A 15,846-nucleotide genomic window follows, 5' to 3' on the forward strand; every position below is an offset into this window, starting at 1 on the left:
TAAAGCCCCGCTACGCGGGGCTTTGTTCTATTTACCTCTAAGAAACATCATCAACATTCAACTCTGTTTCGATCCAGAGCGTCGCCCCGTCATTGGTAAAGACGTTAAACTCCATACCATCATAAGATTGAGTTCCTCCCTGTACCCACTCTGCAGGTGATATATCCAACTTAACCGTATCACCCGGACTGGCATTAGGCTTAAGCGGATCGATCGGATCACCTGTGATCAAAAGAATATTAGCTAGGGGCCCGGTATCCGAAGTCATATCCAGCACATCTTCAGCGAAGATCTGCTGTACCACCTGGGACTGATGATTATTATTCTTTCCACATAGGTGTAACCGCTCAAAATTATCAAACTGACGTGGTTTATCATCAAAATTAAGAGTCGTATCATTAACGACCAGAATATCGTAGCCATCACCACCATCGATGGGATCAAATTTACCGGTACCACTAAACAGATAGACATTACTGGCAGATATATCTGGGCAGGAACCATCATCAGATCTACCGTTGATCGTAATAGTCAACTGAGCATCTGATATAGAACCATCGCTATCTACCATCATATAAGTGAACGTTTCACTGAGCGTATCCCCATCCGCCAGTGCCAGAACGTCATAGTTGCCACTATCCAGTTCATAGTTGTAACTGCCATCATCATTAGCAGTTAACGTACCATACTGGGAGTCAGTCCCCCCCCACTGGGCCGTCGCCGGAGTATCAGCACTCTGGGTATCATTCTCCAAAACATTGCCACTGATACTTCCACTCCCCTCGGTTACATCAGCTATGTCATCACTGGCATGCGGAATCGTATCATCGATTAGAATTTCCAGATTATCATTGGCTGATTTGTTAGCGGTATCTGTTACTGTTATCGCAATAGTTTCCAATATTTCTCCGCTACTATGATCCTGACTTGTCCCTGTAGGATCATAACTGTAGCTAATTGTCGTTCCGTCAAAACCGGTAACCCACATCTCCCCATTGAGGGTGCCTGCTATAAGAATATTTGTCGTTGCCGATGCCAACAGATCTGCTGCACTAATGGTTGTCGCACCAATCATTACCTGCTGTAATCCATTGGAAACCGAGATATCAAAACCTTCGTTCGTAAGAACCTGGTCTTCCACAACACTGATATCACCGGATGCGATACCATTATCATCGTCGATATGAATCTCAGGATCACCACCGGTATGCCCCTGAATCGTAATGATTAAAGAAGCCCCTTGGCCACCCGGAACACCATCGCCATCGGCCATTTGGTAATCAACAGTCAGGGTAATTTCATCTCCGGTATTCAAGGTATCAAATATCGAATGTGAATTATTAATTGAAAAAGAGTAACTACCGTCTGAGTTTACTATCAGTTGATCAACATACCCCAGTGCATTAACTGCAGTGACAGCATCATCATCCCAGCCAACAAAAACAAGCGGTTGATCTGCACTTTCGATATCGTTACTAAGTACATTTCCTTCAATAGTCCCAATATTGGTTTCACTGATAGCATCCAGATCATCCACGGCTTCCGGAGCAGTATCCGTAATATTAATATCTAGCGAATCACCAGCGATCTGACCTGCCCGATCCGTTAGTGTTAACGAAATACTTTCGATCACATCACCACTACTATGGTCCTGGCTCATACCGGCAGGGTCATAACTGTATTCCAGGGTACCAGAGGCCGAGATAAAACCCGTGACCTGCATATTGCCAAGATTCAGGCCGTTAATTCCAATACTATCTATTGCACCGTTTTCAATGTCCTCCAGCTCACTCAGATTGATCAGAGTATCACCGATTTTAATTGTTGCGATTCCCTCTTCAGCTTCTATGACGAAGCTACCTGCAACACTACCGTTTTCAACTACGCTGATATCTCCTGATGCTTCTCCGTTGCTATCAACAATATCAATAGATGGCGTTCCATCTGTGAACCCCTTAACGGTAACCACGATTTCCTGGCTAGTTCCATCCAGACTACTGACAGTAAAGGTTTCATCAAATGATTCACCTGTGAGCATATTTTGGACTTCAGGTAGCTGGTTTTCGATACTGTAGTTCCAATTACCATTAGCATCGATAGTTAATGCTCCCAAATTTCCCGCATTAGAAATTACGCTATCAGGATCAAAAAAACTTTCGCCATTATCCGGATCAGAAACGGTGAGCTGACCGGTTTCAGCAAGGTATTCGACATCTCCAATCAACTGAACTTCGAAATCCTCAGTGACCTCCCCCGCATCATCACCGTCGATAATCGCTATATCATTTTCACCATTAACAGTAATAGTTACTGTGGCTGTGCCAGACAAGTCACCATCAGACGCTGTGTAATTAAAGGTTTCAGACAGATCATCATTACCACCTAGCCCCAAATCATCATAGACTTGCGGATTAAGAACCTGATAATCACCATTTTCAAAAACTTCTACCTGTGCACCTGATGGCAAGGTTATAACGATACTTCCCCCCTCAAGTGGCTGACCATTAACAGCGATTACTGTTAAAAGATCACCTTCTGGATCGGTATCATTATTAAGGACATTGCCACCGGGAAGTTGTTGCTCATCAAATTGTCCCTCATCAAAGGAGAGAAAGTCAGGTTGAATATCTGGCTCAGGGATCACAAAGGGGTTGTCAGGATCACCATTCAGATCAGTTTCAACGAGAAGCGGATTATCCAATCCGTTACGAAGATCCCGGTAGCCCGGTGCATTTGAGGAAAGAAAAGGTCTGATATCATCAAGAAAACTAAATACCGAACTGCTGCCTTCAGCAGCAATATTACCAGCAGCAGGAGCAGCCAGTTGTTCAAACAGGTCCGTTGCATCTTTAAACAGCAACTGACCATTTACCGTATAGATCTCTTTAATATTTCCAAACTCATCAATAAAATCACTAATAACCAGCTCTCCCTGCTCAAGGCTCAGGGTTAGCTGATTACCATCAAAATCGATCTCACTGATATCATTCCGGGTTAAAGGTAGTGTTAGCGATTGTAAGCTTTCCATAGATACATCGTCAGTACTCAAAGTATCTACATTTTGCTCCTGTTCCTCCCCCTCACGGGTCACCAGAGTGAGTTGTACATTCATAACCAAACTCCTCTGCGGTCAGACAAATGCCAACCACAGACTTATGCTCTATTAGAGCGTTTGCAGTCACTGACTGCCAAACCGTGCATCCAGTTGACCAGTTGCCTGAAGCAACTCAAAGTCCTGGGTAACAAGATCATATCTGGCGTTTACCAGATCAGATTGTGCACGAAATGTTTCAACCTGTCGGTCCAACAGATCAAGAAGGTCTCGACGATTCACGGAGAACTGGTCTACATAATCCGCCAATACTTTATCCAAAGAGTCAGAATAGCTCTGCAAGAGAGGTAATCTGGATGCTGTTTTCTCCCGGCTATACCAGGATGTACGGATAGCTTCCCGGGCATCCCTTGCAGCCAGTTTGTATAATTCTGTTGCCGATGCTTCCTGAGCCGCAGTGATATCACGTCGGGCACTGTCAGCCCCGCCATTAGAGATGTCATAGCTCATCACCAGTCCGGCGAAGGTTTCATAAGACTGCGGATTATAAGGCGAAAGATCGGAGCTCGCCGAGGTGTCCTGCACGGTACTGCGAACCTCAAAATCAACCCGAGGTCTGAACGCTGATTTTGTTTGTTGGTAATTAGCCCGGGCCTGCTTAACCGTAGCGGCAGACTGGAGTACCGTAGGATGATTCATGGTTGATTCCAGTGCGTCCTCAAGGCTGGCGTATTCAATATCCGGACGCTCCACACCTTGTAACGCTTCAGCTTCGATACCCACAATTTCAAGATAACGTTGACCGGCTATCAGATATTGTTCCTCCTGAGACATAAGAGAAGCATCTGCAAAGGCATAACGGGCTCGGGCATGATGGGCATCTGTTTCTGTAATAACGCCTTGCCTTGCCCTGCTTTCAATATCATCCAGATACTGTTTATGGGCAACCAGATTAGCCTCGGCCAGGCTAAGCAGCTCTTCACTTCGTAATACATTCAGATGGGCACCTACCGCAGCCAGGGTGACATCCTGCTTTCGCTCCCCAACCAGGTGACCCGCGGCATCATAAGCACTAGAGGCAGAATCAATTCGTCCCCGGGTCAGACCACCATCATAAATAACCTGTCGCAACAAAAAATCTGCTTTATTCAGGTGCACATCATTCCCATCGTCCTGAATACTTCTGATAGTGGTATTGTTAGCCCATTGACGGCCGGTAGATAGCTCGATAGACGCCTGCGGCCGGTAGCCACTTTTGGCCTCGTCAATTTGAAACTCTGTAACCGTTTGCTCTTTTGTCGCAGCGCTTAACGCCGGATGATATGACAGACTCTGGGAAACAGTTTCATCAATAGTTATGGCACTAACTGCATTTGATACCAGTAACATTGAAAAACATACTATTGTTGAACGGTACATATCTTATCTCCGATCTGTTCAGGTAATCTCTAAACCTAAGATTTTAGAGGATTTATCAATACCATAAACAAAAATCTTGTAAGACATCCCTGCATTGCTATTTACTTCAGCCCTTTGAAAATCCGTTTTTCCAGAATAAAGTGTAGCAGTTTAACGACGTTCGTCGATTCAAGTGTAAGTAAAAGTAGTATTTTTCATATCTCGTATAAATGATTATAGCTACTAAACACGCCCTTTAAGGCTGTTAAGGTAAAGGTGAGCTATATAAAAACCCGCTATTTCCAAGTATCTACTTATAAAAACATTAGATGAATAAGCCATAATTCTTACTTCTGAACTAATTCAATCAATCGCCACTTTAGACCGCAAAACCTCGCACTCCTCTATTGCCTTCGCCCTCAGGATAGTTAGACTAACTTGAATAACTTTCACATTTCTGAGGTTTCGAATGAGTTTCACCAAGTTCAGTAATAGCCAACAGCTAATCGATTACATCAGTAAAAATTCAAGCTTTTTTTCTACCGATGCAGATTTAGTAACTGAAGAGATCAGTGACGGTAACCTGAACTACGTCTACCGGGTAAAAGACAATCAGGGCCAGAGCCTGATTGTGAAGCAAACACCGCCCTATATCCGGGTTATCGGCGAGGGCTGGCCGCTGACTCAGGACCGACTGCGCATTGAGCACAATAGCCTTAAGCTCACCACAGAACGATGCCCTGAAATTGTGCCTGAGATCTACCACTACGATTCTGATAGCTCAGTTATTCTAATGCAGGATATCGGTGATCATCACAACCTACGTGAATTGCTTATTAACCGGACCAAGTTACCGTTACTGGCAGACCAGCTTGGCTCATTCCTTGCGACCATGAAATTTTACACTAGCGGTATGGGGATAGAATCTACCGACCATAAAGCTCTGGTCAAAAACAGCCAGAACCCCGAACTATGTAAGATTCACGAAGAGGTTTTTTTCTGGGATCCGTTCTGCGATCACGAGCGTAATGATATTAACCCTCTGCTACGTGAAACAGCAGAAAAGCTATGGGCTGATAATGAATTAAAGCGGGAAGTCGCTATCCTGAAACGTCGCTATATGTCTGATACTGAAGCGCTGCTACATGGCGACTTACATACAGGATCGGTATTTGCGACATCTGATAGCTGCAAAGTTATCGATATGGAGTTTGCCTTCTGCGGCCCTGCCGGTTTTGATACCGGAGTCTTACTCGCCAACTTCCTGTTGAATTACTGTGGCCAGGCTAACCTGCCTGGTTCAGAAGAGCAGCGAGCAGACTATCAGGCATGGTTACTCAACACGGTCGCTGCGTTGTGGCAGAGCTTCAGCCAGAAACTTAGCCAGCTAATGCAAAGCCACAACCTTGATCCCTCCCTGAGTAATGCAAGTTACCAACAATGGTATCTGCAACAACTCTGGCAAGATACTCTGGGTTATGCCGGCGTAGAAATGACACGCCGTACTATAGGCATCGCCCATGTCGCTGATTTGATGAATATTGAGGATCCGGCACACAGAGCTGAGTCAGAAAAACTATCCCTTAAAATTGCTCAGATGCTGATTGTAAATCGCAGGGAAATTAACGATTCATTACAATTAGCCGAGCAGATCAGGGCTCTATAGCCCTCTATTCTGTATCTATCACCGGAGTCGATAATGAACAGACCTGTCATACTCTGCAGCTTAATGGCACTTTTTCTGATGGGCTGTTCTAGCGCAGAAAAACAAAACCTTCCGCAATACGCGGGCAGCGGTGGTATGAGTGAATGGAATATCGATCCGGTCGCTTACCTTTATCATTATGATAACGGTTTTACCGGTAGCGATGCCCTGGGTTATAACGAGCAGTTACAAACGGTCTGGTCTCGTTTAGGCGCTGCCCAAACCTGTAAAGTTACCTATGACAAACAGGCAATGATAGATCGATTAGTTCTTCAGTTCGGTGAAAGCAGAGTGACACATGAGCTGAATGGCATAGGCTTTCATGCAGTACAGAGCCGCAAAGTGCCTAGGTTTTGTAATGAGGACCGGATAGAGCAGCTACAAAGAACTATCCGTAAGTATCAACGCGATCAGCTCTAAATCCGATTCAGCTAAAAAGATGAACAATAAAGAAAATTATAAGATGAAAGGATTCTATCTAGTTCCGGTTGTATTAACCTTCGCTGTTAGCGCCTGTAGCGCAACACCGCCGCCTTGTCCGGACCAAGGTCGCGAGGCCAGTGTAAAAAGTGCCGGTTGTATTGTTATCAACGATAATAAACTACTGGTCATAAAAGAGATGACGGGAAAAATCAGCATTCCCGGCGGCAGTGGTAATACCGGCGAATCACCCCGTTGTTCAGCCCACAGAGAAACCTGGGAGGAAACCGGATTGGATACCACTCCGAAAAACCTGGTACGTAAATTTGATAACGGCTTTCATCTGTATCGCTGTCAACTTCATGAAACATCAGGTGAGATCGATATTCAGTTTACCCACGAAGTGAGGAGTGCCTTCTGGCTGGATCAGGACGCATTTACTGAACACCAGTGGCGCTTTCCAGCACAGAGAGACTGGCTTAAACGTTATCTGACAGGGCAAAACTGATAGCGCAGTTACCAGATTTAAAAGCCTAAGCAACACCCGCTTGTAGCAGAATTTTTTCACACTCATCACTCATCAACGGCAATGCTTTTACCAACTTATCGATAGGAAATGCAATATCCGGCCAGTCAGAGTGGGTGCAGTAGCTCCTTATACGTTCACTTAATTCAGTCTCGCTCCAGCTTCTCCACTGCGGGTTCTGAATCAATAGTACACTCAGAAAATCAGCAAACTGCACAACCGTTAATAACTGCAGGAATGATCTTGGTACCTCATCCATTTCCCAAAGATTATAATGGTGATGAAAACGCAACGTTTTACAGATAATGTCGGGCAGCTGCCAATGCTCTGCTGCAATACGACCCACTTCAGCATGATTAAAACCAAATAATGACTGCTCAACTTCAGGTAGTTCTTGTGGGCTATCCCAACCGGCAGCATCAACACTTTCTACAGCATGAACAGCAACCTGTAATAATACAAAACGTCCAAGATCATGCAATAACCCACAGCTGTAAGCTAATTCGTCTGACAGATCAAATTCAGGTATATGAACGGCAAGAAAGCGACTGAACCGGGCAGTTTCAACAGAGTGACGCCAGATAGTTTTATATTCTGGTTTTGTCGGACTAAAAGCGCTAACGGTTGTTAGTTCATTGATTAGATTAAGTGTCTTTATTACACCTAATTTCATCAATGCCTGATGTACATTGTTAATCTGCTTATCAGAGGCAGGACTTATAGTATTGGCAAAACCAAGTATACGTGCTGAAAGGGGTGGGTCCTGACTAGCCAGCTCTGCCATTTTTTCATAAAAGTCATCCGCATCCTGGCTCAGTTGAGTCAGTTCAAGCACCACGGCAGGTAAGAGCGGTAAACGATCAATCCGTTTAGTTACATACTCAATATTCAGTACTTGCCGTTGTGTTTTTTGCAAAATCTTATCCTCAAACTATCGGGATATTATTGCTCGGACTTCAGCGACTATTAGCATGAGAACTTAAGTACGACTTAGTATCTGAAATCACATTAGCTGACAGAATCAGACCAGGGTAGTGCAATACGTCATCGCTAAGCCAGGCCAGATCCTCATGCAACAGTATCACTTCACCAACGATAAGCAATACCAGACTCCTTGGCCAGGCGGCAATAATACTGCCTGTTAAAAAATCAAGGTTTGCTGACTTTCAAATGACCGCAACTTTTTCGTAACAGGATCAAGAAATTCAATCGTCTTCGCCAACAACTGTAACGGTTCAGAATAATCCTCACCTTTATCAGTCTGTAATACCGGATAGAACGGATCATTCAGAATAGGAGTGCCAATTGACGCCATATGGACCCGTAACTGGTGCTGTTTACCAGTAACAGGGTTCAGCTGATAACGCGCTAAATCACCTTTAACCTCAACCATGTCGATAATGGTTTCTGTATTTGCTTCCCCGTCCTCTTCCTGCATTCTGAAGAACGGTTCGCCTTTACTTATCCGGCTCCGATGGTTAAAGGGAAATTCCAGCGTTGAACGTACCGCTATCGCTTCATAGGTTTTGCTGACCTGCTTGTTTTGAAACAGACTCTGATACGCGCCACGATCAGCTTTGTTGCAACTAAAAATAACCACACCGGCAGTTTCCCGATCGAGCCGGTGTATAGGGGAAATGTCTTCCAGCTGAAAACGATGCTTCAGACGACTAAGCAGGCTTTCACGTACAAAGCGTCCACTGGGTACTACCGGCAAAAAATGGGGTTTATCCACGACAATAATGTGTTCATCTCTGAATAAAATAGTCTCTTGAAAAGGGATAACCGGTTCATCTGGAATTTCCCGATAGTAAAACAGGAAAGTCTCAGGCTGGTACAGGCTATTAACAGCGTAAGGCTTGCCGGTCTGATCCACGATATCACCACGGCCCAAACGTTCCTGAAAAACCGTTTCAGGAATGTAAGGAAAGCGCTCAAGCAAGAAATCTAGAATTGTTTCCCAATGGCCATGGTTCTCATTGGCATTTTTAAAGCTTCCGCATTTAGGCAACCATGTACGACTGGCGGAGACACCATAACGCATCGGTAGTGGCGAGAGCAGCTTGGTTTTTTGCTCAAGAGAAGCAGACTTGGTATGACTGATGGTGGTTCGTCCTGATGCGCAAAATATTATAGATAGAATGGCAGATTATAACGGCAGATGAGCTAAAGTTTGATATTTTTTTAACACTTGCTGGAGCTTTTAAAATCAAAGATATCGATCTGTAAGTAACTCTGTGCAACTTACTTAAAAAAAGTAGGTGCTTTGGTCTCTGTTCCTCCCCTGATTATACTACTTACCAATAATTCAGGTATTCAACTGTATTAATTCCCTATCGAATAAAAAGGTGCATTCAGCACCTTTTTGTAAAACGGCATCGAGTTACCAATACTTATAAATCCGTTACAGGCCCCGGTGACATATCATCTCCGGTATCAACAGCTACCGCTGGAGCCGCTTTCGGATCTTCATCGGTATCCGTCAGACCCGCTCCAATGCCTAGATTCCATTCTCCTTTCTGATTGTTATAACCAGTATTGAGCTCGCCATATACATTTTCACCAAGGTAGGCGATACCGACACTAGGCCGCACCCCTCCCGTCCCAGGCATATAGTCCAGGCCAATTAACCCGACCCCCTTACCTTCCTCATTATCACTAAAAACTCTTAACCCAACAGCAACACCTTCACCGAAGACGTAACTAACTCCCGCGCCAAAACCAACTTCAGCATGGGCTATAGGAACGGATAAGAAAGCTGCCAGATAAGCAACAAGAGAGACTTGTTTGAGAGACATACTTCACTCCTTTGACGTATGTTTGAGAAAAACCAGCGCAAACTACTGTACTTTTCAATTCCTTGATCAGCTTGCACTGCATTTAGGTATAGCCATGCCAGAATGCATTGTCAATAAACATACAATGACCTTTACTACCTCTTTTATAACGCCTGCTTTAATGGCTTTCCCTATTTATTAACGGGTAATAGCAATCATATTTTTGCTATTTATTCAGGCTTGCAGCAGATCTATATTGTTTCTAATGCTGAGTTCGTTCACCTTTTAATGAGCTTAAAAAAAAAGGAGGCCAAAGGCCTCCTTCATTCTCTAATCACTTACCAGAACCGTCTTTTATATTAAGGCTTATTAGCGTCCGGTAAAACCAAACCGTGGTTTTGCAGTACATCATCACCAAACCAGGCCAGATCTTCATGTAACAAGACCACTTCACCAACAATAATCAGGGCAGGAGCTGGTAGCTTAGCCTGCTCTTGCAATTCAGGCAGCGTTGTCAAAGTACCTGTTAATACCTGCTGATCAACCCGGGTTCCCTTAGACACGATCGCCGCAGGTGTCGTCGCTGGTTTGCCATGGGCTATCAATTGTTCGCACAAGTGCGGCAGTGTATGTAAGCCCATGTAGAACACTATGGTCTGATTCGGATGAATCAGCTCAGCATAATTCAGATCGGATGAGCGATTTTTAAGTTGTCCGGTGACTAATTTCACCGATTGAGCATAATCCCTATGGGTCAATGGAATACCGGCATAAGTTGAACAGGCGCTGGCAGCTGTAATACCCGGCACTACCTGAAACGGAATATTATGCTGGCTCAGGGTTTCCAACTCTTCCCCGCCACGACCAAAGACAAAAGGGTCACCGCCTTTGAGACGTAATACACGTCGGCCCTGTTTAGCATATTTAACCAGTAGCTCATTAATACCTTCCTGGGGTACCGCATGATTATCTCTGCGTTTACCCACAAATACCCGATCAGCATCCCGACGACACAGATCCACCACTTCAGGCGAAACCAGCTGATCATAGAAAACAATGTCTGCCTGTTGCATCAGACGCAGCGCTTTAAAGGTCAGTAGTTCAGGATCGCCCGGGCCACCACCGACCAGATACACTTCACCAACCTGATGCTCAGGGTCTGCATTTTCTAATGCCGTTTCCAGCAAGGTTTCTGCTTCGGCGTCACGCCCGGCAAAAACATTTTCAGCAACCTGCCCCTGAAGGATTTTCTCCCAGAAGATCCGGCGTTGTTCAACACTACCAAATTTACTTTTAACCTGAGACCGGAATCGTCCTACCAGCTTACCTAACCGGCTATACCCCTGAGGAATCCAGGTTTCTAGCTTAGCGCGCAAAAGCCGCGCTAATACCGGTGACTCGCCACCGGATGAGATACCGATAACAATAGGTGAACGATCAACAATCGCCGGAAAAATGAAGGTGCAGAGCGCTGGACTGTCGACCACATTCACCGGCAAATGACGCGCTATTGAATCATAATGAACCCGCTCATTTAGCTCAGAGTCATCTGTCGCGGCAACCACCAGATAAGCGTCATCCAGCAATGCACTGTGGTATTCACCGATGATCACCTGTCCGCCATGCTGCTCGACCAGCTCGGCCAATTCAGGTTCCACCACATGAGCCACTACCGTAACCCTGGCACCGGCCCGCACCAGCAGTGTTGCTTTTCGCAAAGCCACCTGACCTCCGCCGACCAGCAGAGCAACTTTGTTTTCAAGCTTAAAAAATAACGGTAGGTAATCCAAAACGATCTCTCCTGAAAGCAACAACAAACCCATACATCCGGCATAAGGATAATATAAAAACACAGACTAAACTGAGAAACCGAATCAGGTACGGGGAATGTATCAAAAAGGGGGGAACTGAGGTACTTAAATATGCAAAGCTTTGTTGTGTTAAATCAACGTTCCTGTCTGAGCGTAAACAAACACTAAAAGCGTCGTAGGGAAAAAGACTTCGGACAACCAATTCTTGCGTGCAGAACCAGCTCCCCGAAGCCTGTTTAATCACTTAGGCAGAAAATCCATAACGTTTATCGGTTTAGCCTCAACAACCGGCGTCCCCGGATGCAAACCACACTCGCGGGTTTCTGGGTTTTCCCACCACCAGCGTCCTGCGCGCACATCTTCTCCGGCACTGATAGCACGGGTACAAGGCGCACAGCCAATGCTTGGATAATTCTGATCATGCAGTGCGTTATACGGCACTTTATTGGCATTAATATATTCCCAGATATCAGCCTCGGTCCAATCGGCCAATGGATTGAACTTATCAATACCATTGCCCTCATCAAACTCTTTAAAGCCGATCTCATCGCGGGTGACCGACTGTTCACGACGCAGACCGGTAATCCAGGCTTCACGATTCGACAGCGCACGCTTTAGTGGTTTAATTTTGCGTACAAAACAGCAACCTTTACGTCGTTCCTGACTTTCAAAGAAAGCATTAACGCCATGCTCTTTAACGTACTGCTCAACATCGCCCGCTTCAGGATAGTAAACATCAACCTGAATATTGCTATAAAGCGCCTGCACATCCGTCAGCAGTTTCAGCGTTTCTTCGGGTAAACGTCCGGTATCCAACACAAACATACCGATAGACGGGCTATGTTTACTGATCAGATCAGTAATAACCACATCTTCAGCACCCAGGCTATTGGCAAATACCACTTTGTCTTTTGCGTACTCAGATTCCGCTTGCTGCAATACCGCGATGGTATTGGCAACTTTAGCTTCAAGTTCAGCCCGCTCTTTTTCGCTCAGGGTTGTATGTGCGCTCATACTATCGGTCCTGTTCTGTCTGGTTTGTTAGCCTGTCTTACTGACGGAAAATGGGACGTTCGTCATCGGCACATCCCTGATAATGCACTGAGACTTCACCAAATGCATTAACCATTGTTTCGTCAAAACGATCTGCTGGAATAGCAAAAGCATCAAAACCGCAACGCTCCATATATTCCAGGCGATCCCGGGTAACATCACCCTCAGCACGTATCTGGCCGGAATAACCAGAACGGCGCAGAATCCGGGCAAAACTAAAGCCACGGCCATCAGTAAAAGCGGGGAACTCTATCGTCACCAGTGACAGTTTGTCCAGATTCTGCAACACCAGATTAAGGTCCTGATCGCCGTTAATACGGATACCAAGACCGCCTTCAGCACTTAACAATTGCTCCTGCTCTGCGGCAAACAATTCGTAAGGTACGACAATATCTTCATTCAGATGAGTTGAAAGATTATCCTCATCAACCAGCAACCAGCTATCTTCGGTTACTACACGATTAATTAACAGGGGCATAAACTCTCTCCTTAAATGGTGCTACACCGATACGGCGTACAGTTTCGATAAAGCGTTCATCATCTGTGCGGTTATCGATATAGACCTGTAGAACTTTTTCTATCGTATTTGCAACATCAGCCTGTGGTACCGCCCGGCCGATAATTTTACCCAGAGAAGCATCTTCACGGGATGAACCGCCCAGCGTAATCTGGTAAAAATCTTCACCGTTTTTATCAACACCCAGAATACCGATATGTGCAACGTGGTGGTGTGCACAGGCATTGATACAGCCCGAGATGTTCAGTTTGATATCACCGATATCATGCAGATAATCCAGATCATCAAACTTCTGGTTTATCTGCTCAGAGACGGTCAGTGTATGTGCATTGGCCAGTGAACAAAAATCGAAGCCCGGGCAAACAATCATATCGGTTAGGGTGCCGATATTAGGACGGGCCAGATTCTGATCCCGCAGCGATTGCCAAAGCTGATACAGATCCCCTGCAGCAACATGCGCCAGTACCAGGTTCTGATCATGGGTACTACGAATCTCGCCGAAATTATATTTATCAGCCAGATCAGCGACGGCATCCAGCTGAACATCAGTAATATCGCCAGGTGCTTTCAGGTGCGGTTTCAACGAAACAACAACAGCACGATAACCGGCAACTTTATGATCACGGGTATTGCGCTCGTACCAAGCGCTGAACTCCTGATTATCAGCCAGCTGGTTTTCCAGCACAGCCAGACCATCAACGGCATCCGCAGCATAGGGCTGTGGTTCAAAGAAACCTTTGATCCGTGCGATGTGCTCATCGGTCAAACGGGTCTCAGTGGCACGAATAATGTCCCACTCGGTTTCAACCAACCGGGTAAACTCTTCAGTCCCCAGAGCATTGACCAGAATTTTGATCCGCGCTTTATATTTGTTATCCCGACGACCATTCAGGTTATAAACCCGCAGAATCGCTTCCAGATAAGTCAGCAGATCATGCTTAGGCAGGAAGCTACGAATAACCTTACCGATAACCGGAGTACGACCTAAACCACCACCAACCAGTACTTCAAAGCCGGTCTCGCCAGCATCGTTCTGTACCAGGTGCAGGCCAATATCATGTACCTGAGTCGCAGCACGATCTTCAGTACTGCCGGCAACAGCGATCTTAAATTTACGTGGCAGATAAGCAAATTCTGGGTGTAGCGTCGTCCACTGACGAATAATCTCACACCATGGGCGTGGATCTTCAACCTCATCAGGAATAATGCCGGCAAAATGATCCGTCGTAGTATTACGCAGACAGTTACCACTGGTTTGGATTGAGTGCATCTGCACTTCAGCCAGCTCTGCCAGAATATCTGGTACCTGTTCCAGTTTCGGCCAGTTCAGCTGAATATTGGTACGGGTAGTAAAATGTGCGTAGTTCTTATCAAACTTACGGGTGATGTCAGCCAGCTTACGTATCTGGACAGAGTTCATCAGGCCGTAAGGTACAGCGATACGCAACATTGGTGCATGACGCTGAATATAGAGGCCATTCATCAGTCGCAAAGCACGGAATTCCTCATCGGGAATCTCTCCTGCCAGAAAGCGACGCGTCTGATCACGGTACTGTTCTACCCGTGCGTTGATCAGATTCTGATCCTGTTCATTATATTGATACATCTTCTTAACCCTAAAATGCCGTTCGCACGGCGTTCACCCTAAAAAGTTTGAAACAAAATATTTTCTTTAGTTCTATCCGGCCAGCACAAAGCGCATACCGATCGCCAATAGCAAAGAACCCATAATTGGCTGTATAACCTTTGGCGATATCCTGGTGCCTATATGGCTACCCATAAACACCCCTGGTAGCGATCCCATGATCAGGAACAACAGCAACCAGAGATCAACGTTACCCATGCTGTAATGTCCCGCACCGGCAATCGCTGTCAGTACGACTGCATGAACCAGATCAGTACCCACAATGTTCTGCATCGACATTCGTGGATACAATAAAATCAATACTGCAGTACCCAGTGCGCCAGCTCCAACAGAGGACAGTGTTACCAATCCACCTAATATCAAACCAACCAACACGGTGACAGCTGGACGATAGCGACGACCATGTTTTTCAAATTTTGTACCTTTCAACAAAACAACTGAGTTGCGAATACGGGTACGGAAAAACACAGCGATAGACGTCAGTACCAGTGACACACCCAGGGTAATATTCATCAGGTGCTCAACTTTCTCCAGACCACCCAGGCCTTCTAAAAAGTTAAGCGTCAACAGTGAGCCCGGTACACTACCGCTCAATAGCAGAATAACAACTCGCCATTCCACCAGTTTTTTACGGGCATATGAAAAGCTACCACCAAACTTAGTAATAGCCGCATACAGCAGGTCAGTACTCACAGCCGTCACCGGAGGAATACCGAAGCCGACAATCAGAATCGGGGTCATCAGAGCACCGCCACCTATTCCGGTCAGACCTACAATAAAACCGACCACCAGGCCGGCGAAGCTGTATGCTATTTCCATCAACGTTCTCAGCTGCCTTTAACTAAGCGCTGTAACTAAACCAAGCACAGCACCACACAATTCGAGCTGGCTATACTAACCACTACCTCTTATAACTCAAAATAATAATTAGAAATTTATTGA

Annotated in this window: 14 protein-coding genes; 3 read left to right on the forward strand and 11 right to left on the reverse strand. The window is 45.6% G+C overall.

Annotation, left to right across the window (positions count from 1 at the left end):
• Positions 1–37: 37 nt before the first annotated feature.
• Positions 38–3,112, reverse strand: coding sequence for a VCBS domain-containing protein (locus EHS89_RS07335; protein ID WP_124925488.1), 3,075 nt, complete (start codon positions 3,110–3,112; stop codon positions 38–40).
• Between the two features lie 66 nt (positions 3,113–3,178).
• Positions 3,179–4,471: a TolC family protein gene (locus EHS89_RS07340; RefSeq protein WP_124925489.1), complete on the reverse strand. Its 1,293-nt coding sequence runs from the start codon at positions 4,469–4,471 to the stop codon at positions 3,179–3,181.
• Between the two features lie 448 nt (positions 4,472–4,919).
• Between EHS89_RS07340 and mtnK the strand changes: the two genes are divergently transcribed.
• Genes mtnK through EHS89_RS07355 form a run of 3 tightly spaced genes read left to right on the forward strand, consistent with a single transcriptional unit; the run spans position 4,920 to position 7,083 of the window.
• Positions 4,920–6,116: an S-methyl-5-thioribose kinase gene (gene mtnK / locus EHS89_RS07345; protein ID WP_124925490.1), complete on the forward strand. Its 1,197-nt coding sequence runs from the start codon at positions 4,920–4,922 to the stop codon at positions 6,114–6,116.
• Positions 6,117–6,149: 33 nt separating this feature from the next.
• Entirely contained in the window at positions 6,150–6,575 is a 426-nt protein-coding gene (locus EHS89_RS07350) for a hypothetical protein (protein WP_124925491.1), read from the forward strand.
• 43 nt (positions 6,576–6,618) lie between these two features.
• Positions 6,619–7,083: an NUDIX hydrolase gene (locus EHS89_RS07355; protein ID WP_170167442.1), complete on the forward strand. Its 465-nt coding sequence runs from the start codon at positions 6,619–6,621 to the stop codon at positions 7,081–7,083.
• Positions 7,084–7,108: 25 nt separating this feature from the next.
• On the opposite strand, the gene EHS89_RS07360 is transcribed toward EHS89_RS07355, so the two are convergent.
• The 9 genes from EHS89_RS07360 to EHS89_RS07395 all read right to left on the reverse strand — a co-directional run bounded on the left by EHS89_RS07360 (position 7,109) and on the right by EHS89_RS07395 (position 15,723).
• Positions 7,109–8,017: an HDOD domain-containing protein gene (locus tag EHS89_RS07360; RefSeq protein ID WP_170167443.1), complete on the reverse strand. Its 909-nt coding sequence runs from the start codon at positions 8,015–8,017 to the stop codon at positions 7,109–7,111.
• Between the two features lie 40 nt (positions 8,018–8,057).
• Positions 8,058–8,204: a hypothetical protein gene (locus EHS89_RS21060; protein WP_170167444.1), complete on the reverse strand. Its 147-nt coding sequence runs from the start codon at positions 8,202–8,204 to the stop codon at positions 8,058–8,060.
• A 38-nt stretch (positions 8,205–8,242) separates the two neighbouring features.
• Positions 8,243–9,145 (reverse strand): pseudouridine synthase, encoded by a 903-nt coding sequence (locus EHS89_RS07365; RefSeq protein WP_124925494.1) that lies wholly within the window; start codon positions 9,143–9,145, stop codon positions 8,243–8,245.
• 349 nt (positions 9,146–9,494) lie between these two features.
• On the reverse strand, positions 9,495–9,899 hold the full coding sequence (locus EHS89_RS07370) for a hypothetical protein (RefSeq protein ID WP_124925495.1): 405 nt from the start codon (positions 9,897–9,899) through the stop codon (positions 9,495–9,497).
• A gap of 338 nt (positions 9,900–10,237) precedes the next feature.
• Positions 10,238–11,668 (reverse strand): siroheme synthase CysG, encoded by a 1,431-nt coding sequence (gene cysG / locus EHS89_RS07375; RefSeq protein ID WP_124925496.1) that lies wholly within the window; start codon positions 11,666–11,668, stop codon positions 10,238–10,240.
• A gap of 261 nt (positions 11,669–11,929) precedes the next feature.
• Positions 11,930–12,703, reverse strand: a complete 774-nt coding sequence (locus tag EHS89_RS07380) for a phosphoadenylyl-sulfate reductase (RefSeq protein WP_124925497.1) — start codon at positions 12,701–12,703, stop codon at positions 11,930–11,932.
• Between the two features lie 37 nt (positions 12,704–12,740).
• Positions 12,741–13,220 (reverse strand): DUF934 domain-containing protein, encoded by a 480-nt coding sequence (locus EHS89_RS07385; protein ID WP_124925498.1) that lies wholly within the window; start codon positions 13,218–13,220, stop codon positions 12,741–12,743.
• Positions 13,204–14,865, reverse strand: a complete 1,662-nt coding sequence (locus EHS89_RS07390; RefSeq protein WP_124925499.1) for a nitrite/sulfite reductase — start codon at positions 14,863–14,865, stop codon at positions 13,204–13,206. The genes EHS89_RS07385 and EHS89_RS07390 overlap by 17 nt, the downstream gene beginning before the upstream one ends.
• A gap of 72 nt (positions 14,866–14,937) precedes the next feature.
• The gene (locus EHS89_RS07395; protein WP_124925500.1) at positions 14,938–15,723 is read right to left on the reverse strand and encodes a sulfite exporter TauE/SafE family protein; all 786 of its coding nucleotides are present in this window, start codon (positions 15,721–15,723) and stop codon (positions 14,938–14,940) included.
• Positions 15,724–15,846 lie beyond the last annotated feature (123 nt).

It is taken from the genome of Amphritea balenae (assembly GCF_003858655.1).
In the GTDB taxonomy this organism is placed as follows: Bacteria; Pseudomonadota; Gammaproteobacteria; order Pseudomonadales; family Balneatricaceae; genus Amphritea; species Amphritea balenae.

Coding starts and splice junctions, on each gene's coding strand:
- EHS89_RS07340 (WP_124925489.1), bottom strand. CDS start 4,471: ATGTACCGTTCAACAATAGTATGTTTTTCAATGTTACTGGTATCAAAT.
- EHS89_RS07370 (WP_124925495.1), bottom strand. CDS start 9,899: ATGTCTCTCAAACAAGTCTCTCTTGTTGCTTATCTGGCAGCTTTCTTA.
- EHS89_RS07350 (WP_124925491.1), top strand. CDS start 6,150: ATGAACAGACCTGTCATACTCTGCAGCTTAATGGCACTTTTTCTGATG.
- EHS89_RS07380 (WP_124925497.1), bottom strand. CDS start 12,703: ATGAGCGCACATACAACCCTGAGCGAAAAAGAGCGGGCTGAACTTGAA.
- EHS89_RS07385 (WP_124925498.1), bottom strand. CDS start 13,220: ATGCCCCTGTTAATTAATCGTGTAGTAACCGAAGATAGCTGGTTGCTG.
- EHS89_RS07390 (WP_124925499.1), bottom strand. CDS start 14,865: ATGTATCAATATAATGAACAGGATCAGAATCTGATCAACGCACGGGTA.
- EHS89_RS07355 (WP_170167442.1), top strand. CDS start 6,619: ATGAAAGGATTCTATCTAGTTCCGGTTGTATTAACCTTCGCTGTTAGC.
- EHS89_RS07365 (WP_124925494.1), bottom strand. CDS start 9,145: ATGCGTTATGGTGTCTCCGCCAGTCGTACATGGTTGCCTAAATGCGGA.
- EHS89_RS07335 (WP_124925488.1), bottom strand. CDS start 3,112: ATGAATGTACAACTCACTCTGGTGACCCGTGAGGGGGAGGAACAGGAG.
- mtnK (WP_124925490.1), top strand. CDS start 4,920: ATGAGTTTCACCAAGTTCAGTAATAGCCAACAGCTAATCGATTACATC.
- EHS89_RS07395 (WP_124925500.1), bottom strand. CDS start 15,723: ATGGAAATAGCATACAGCTTCGCCGGCCTGGTGGTCGGTTTTATTGTA.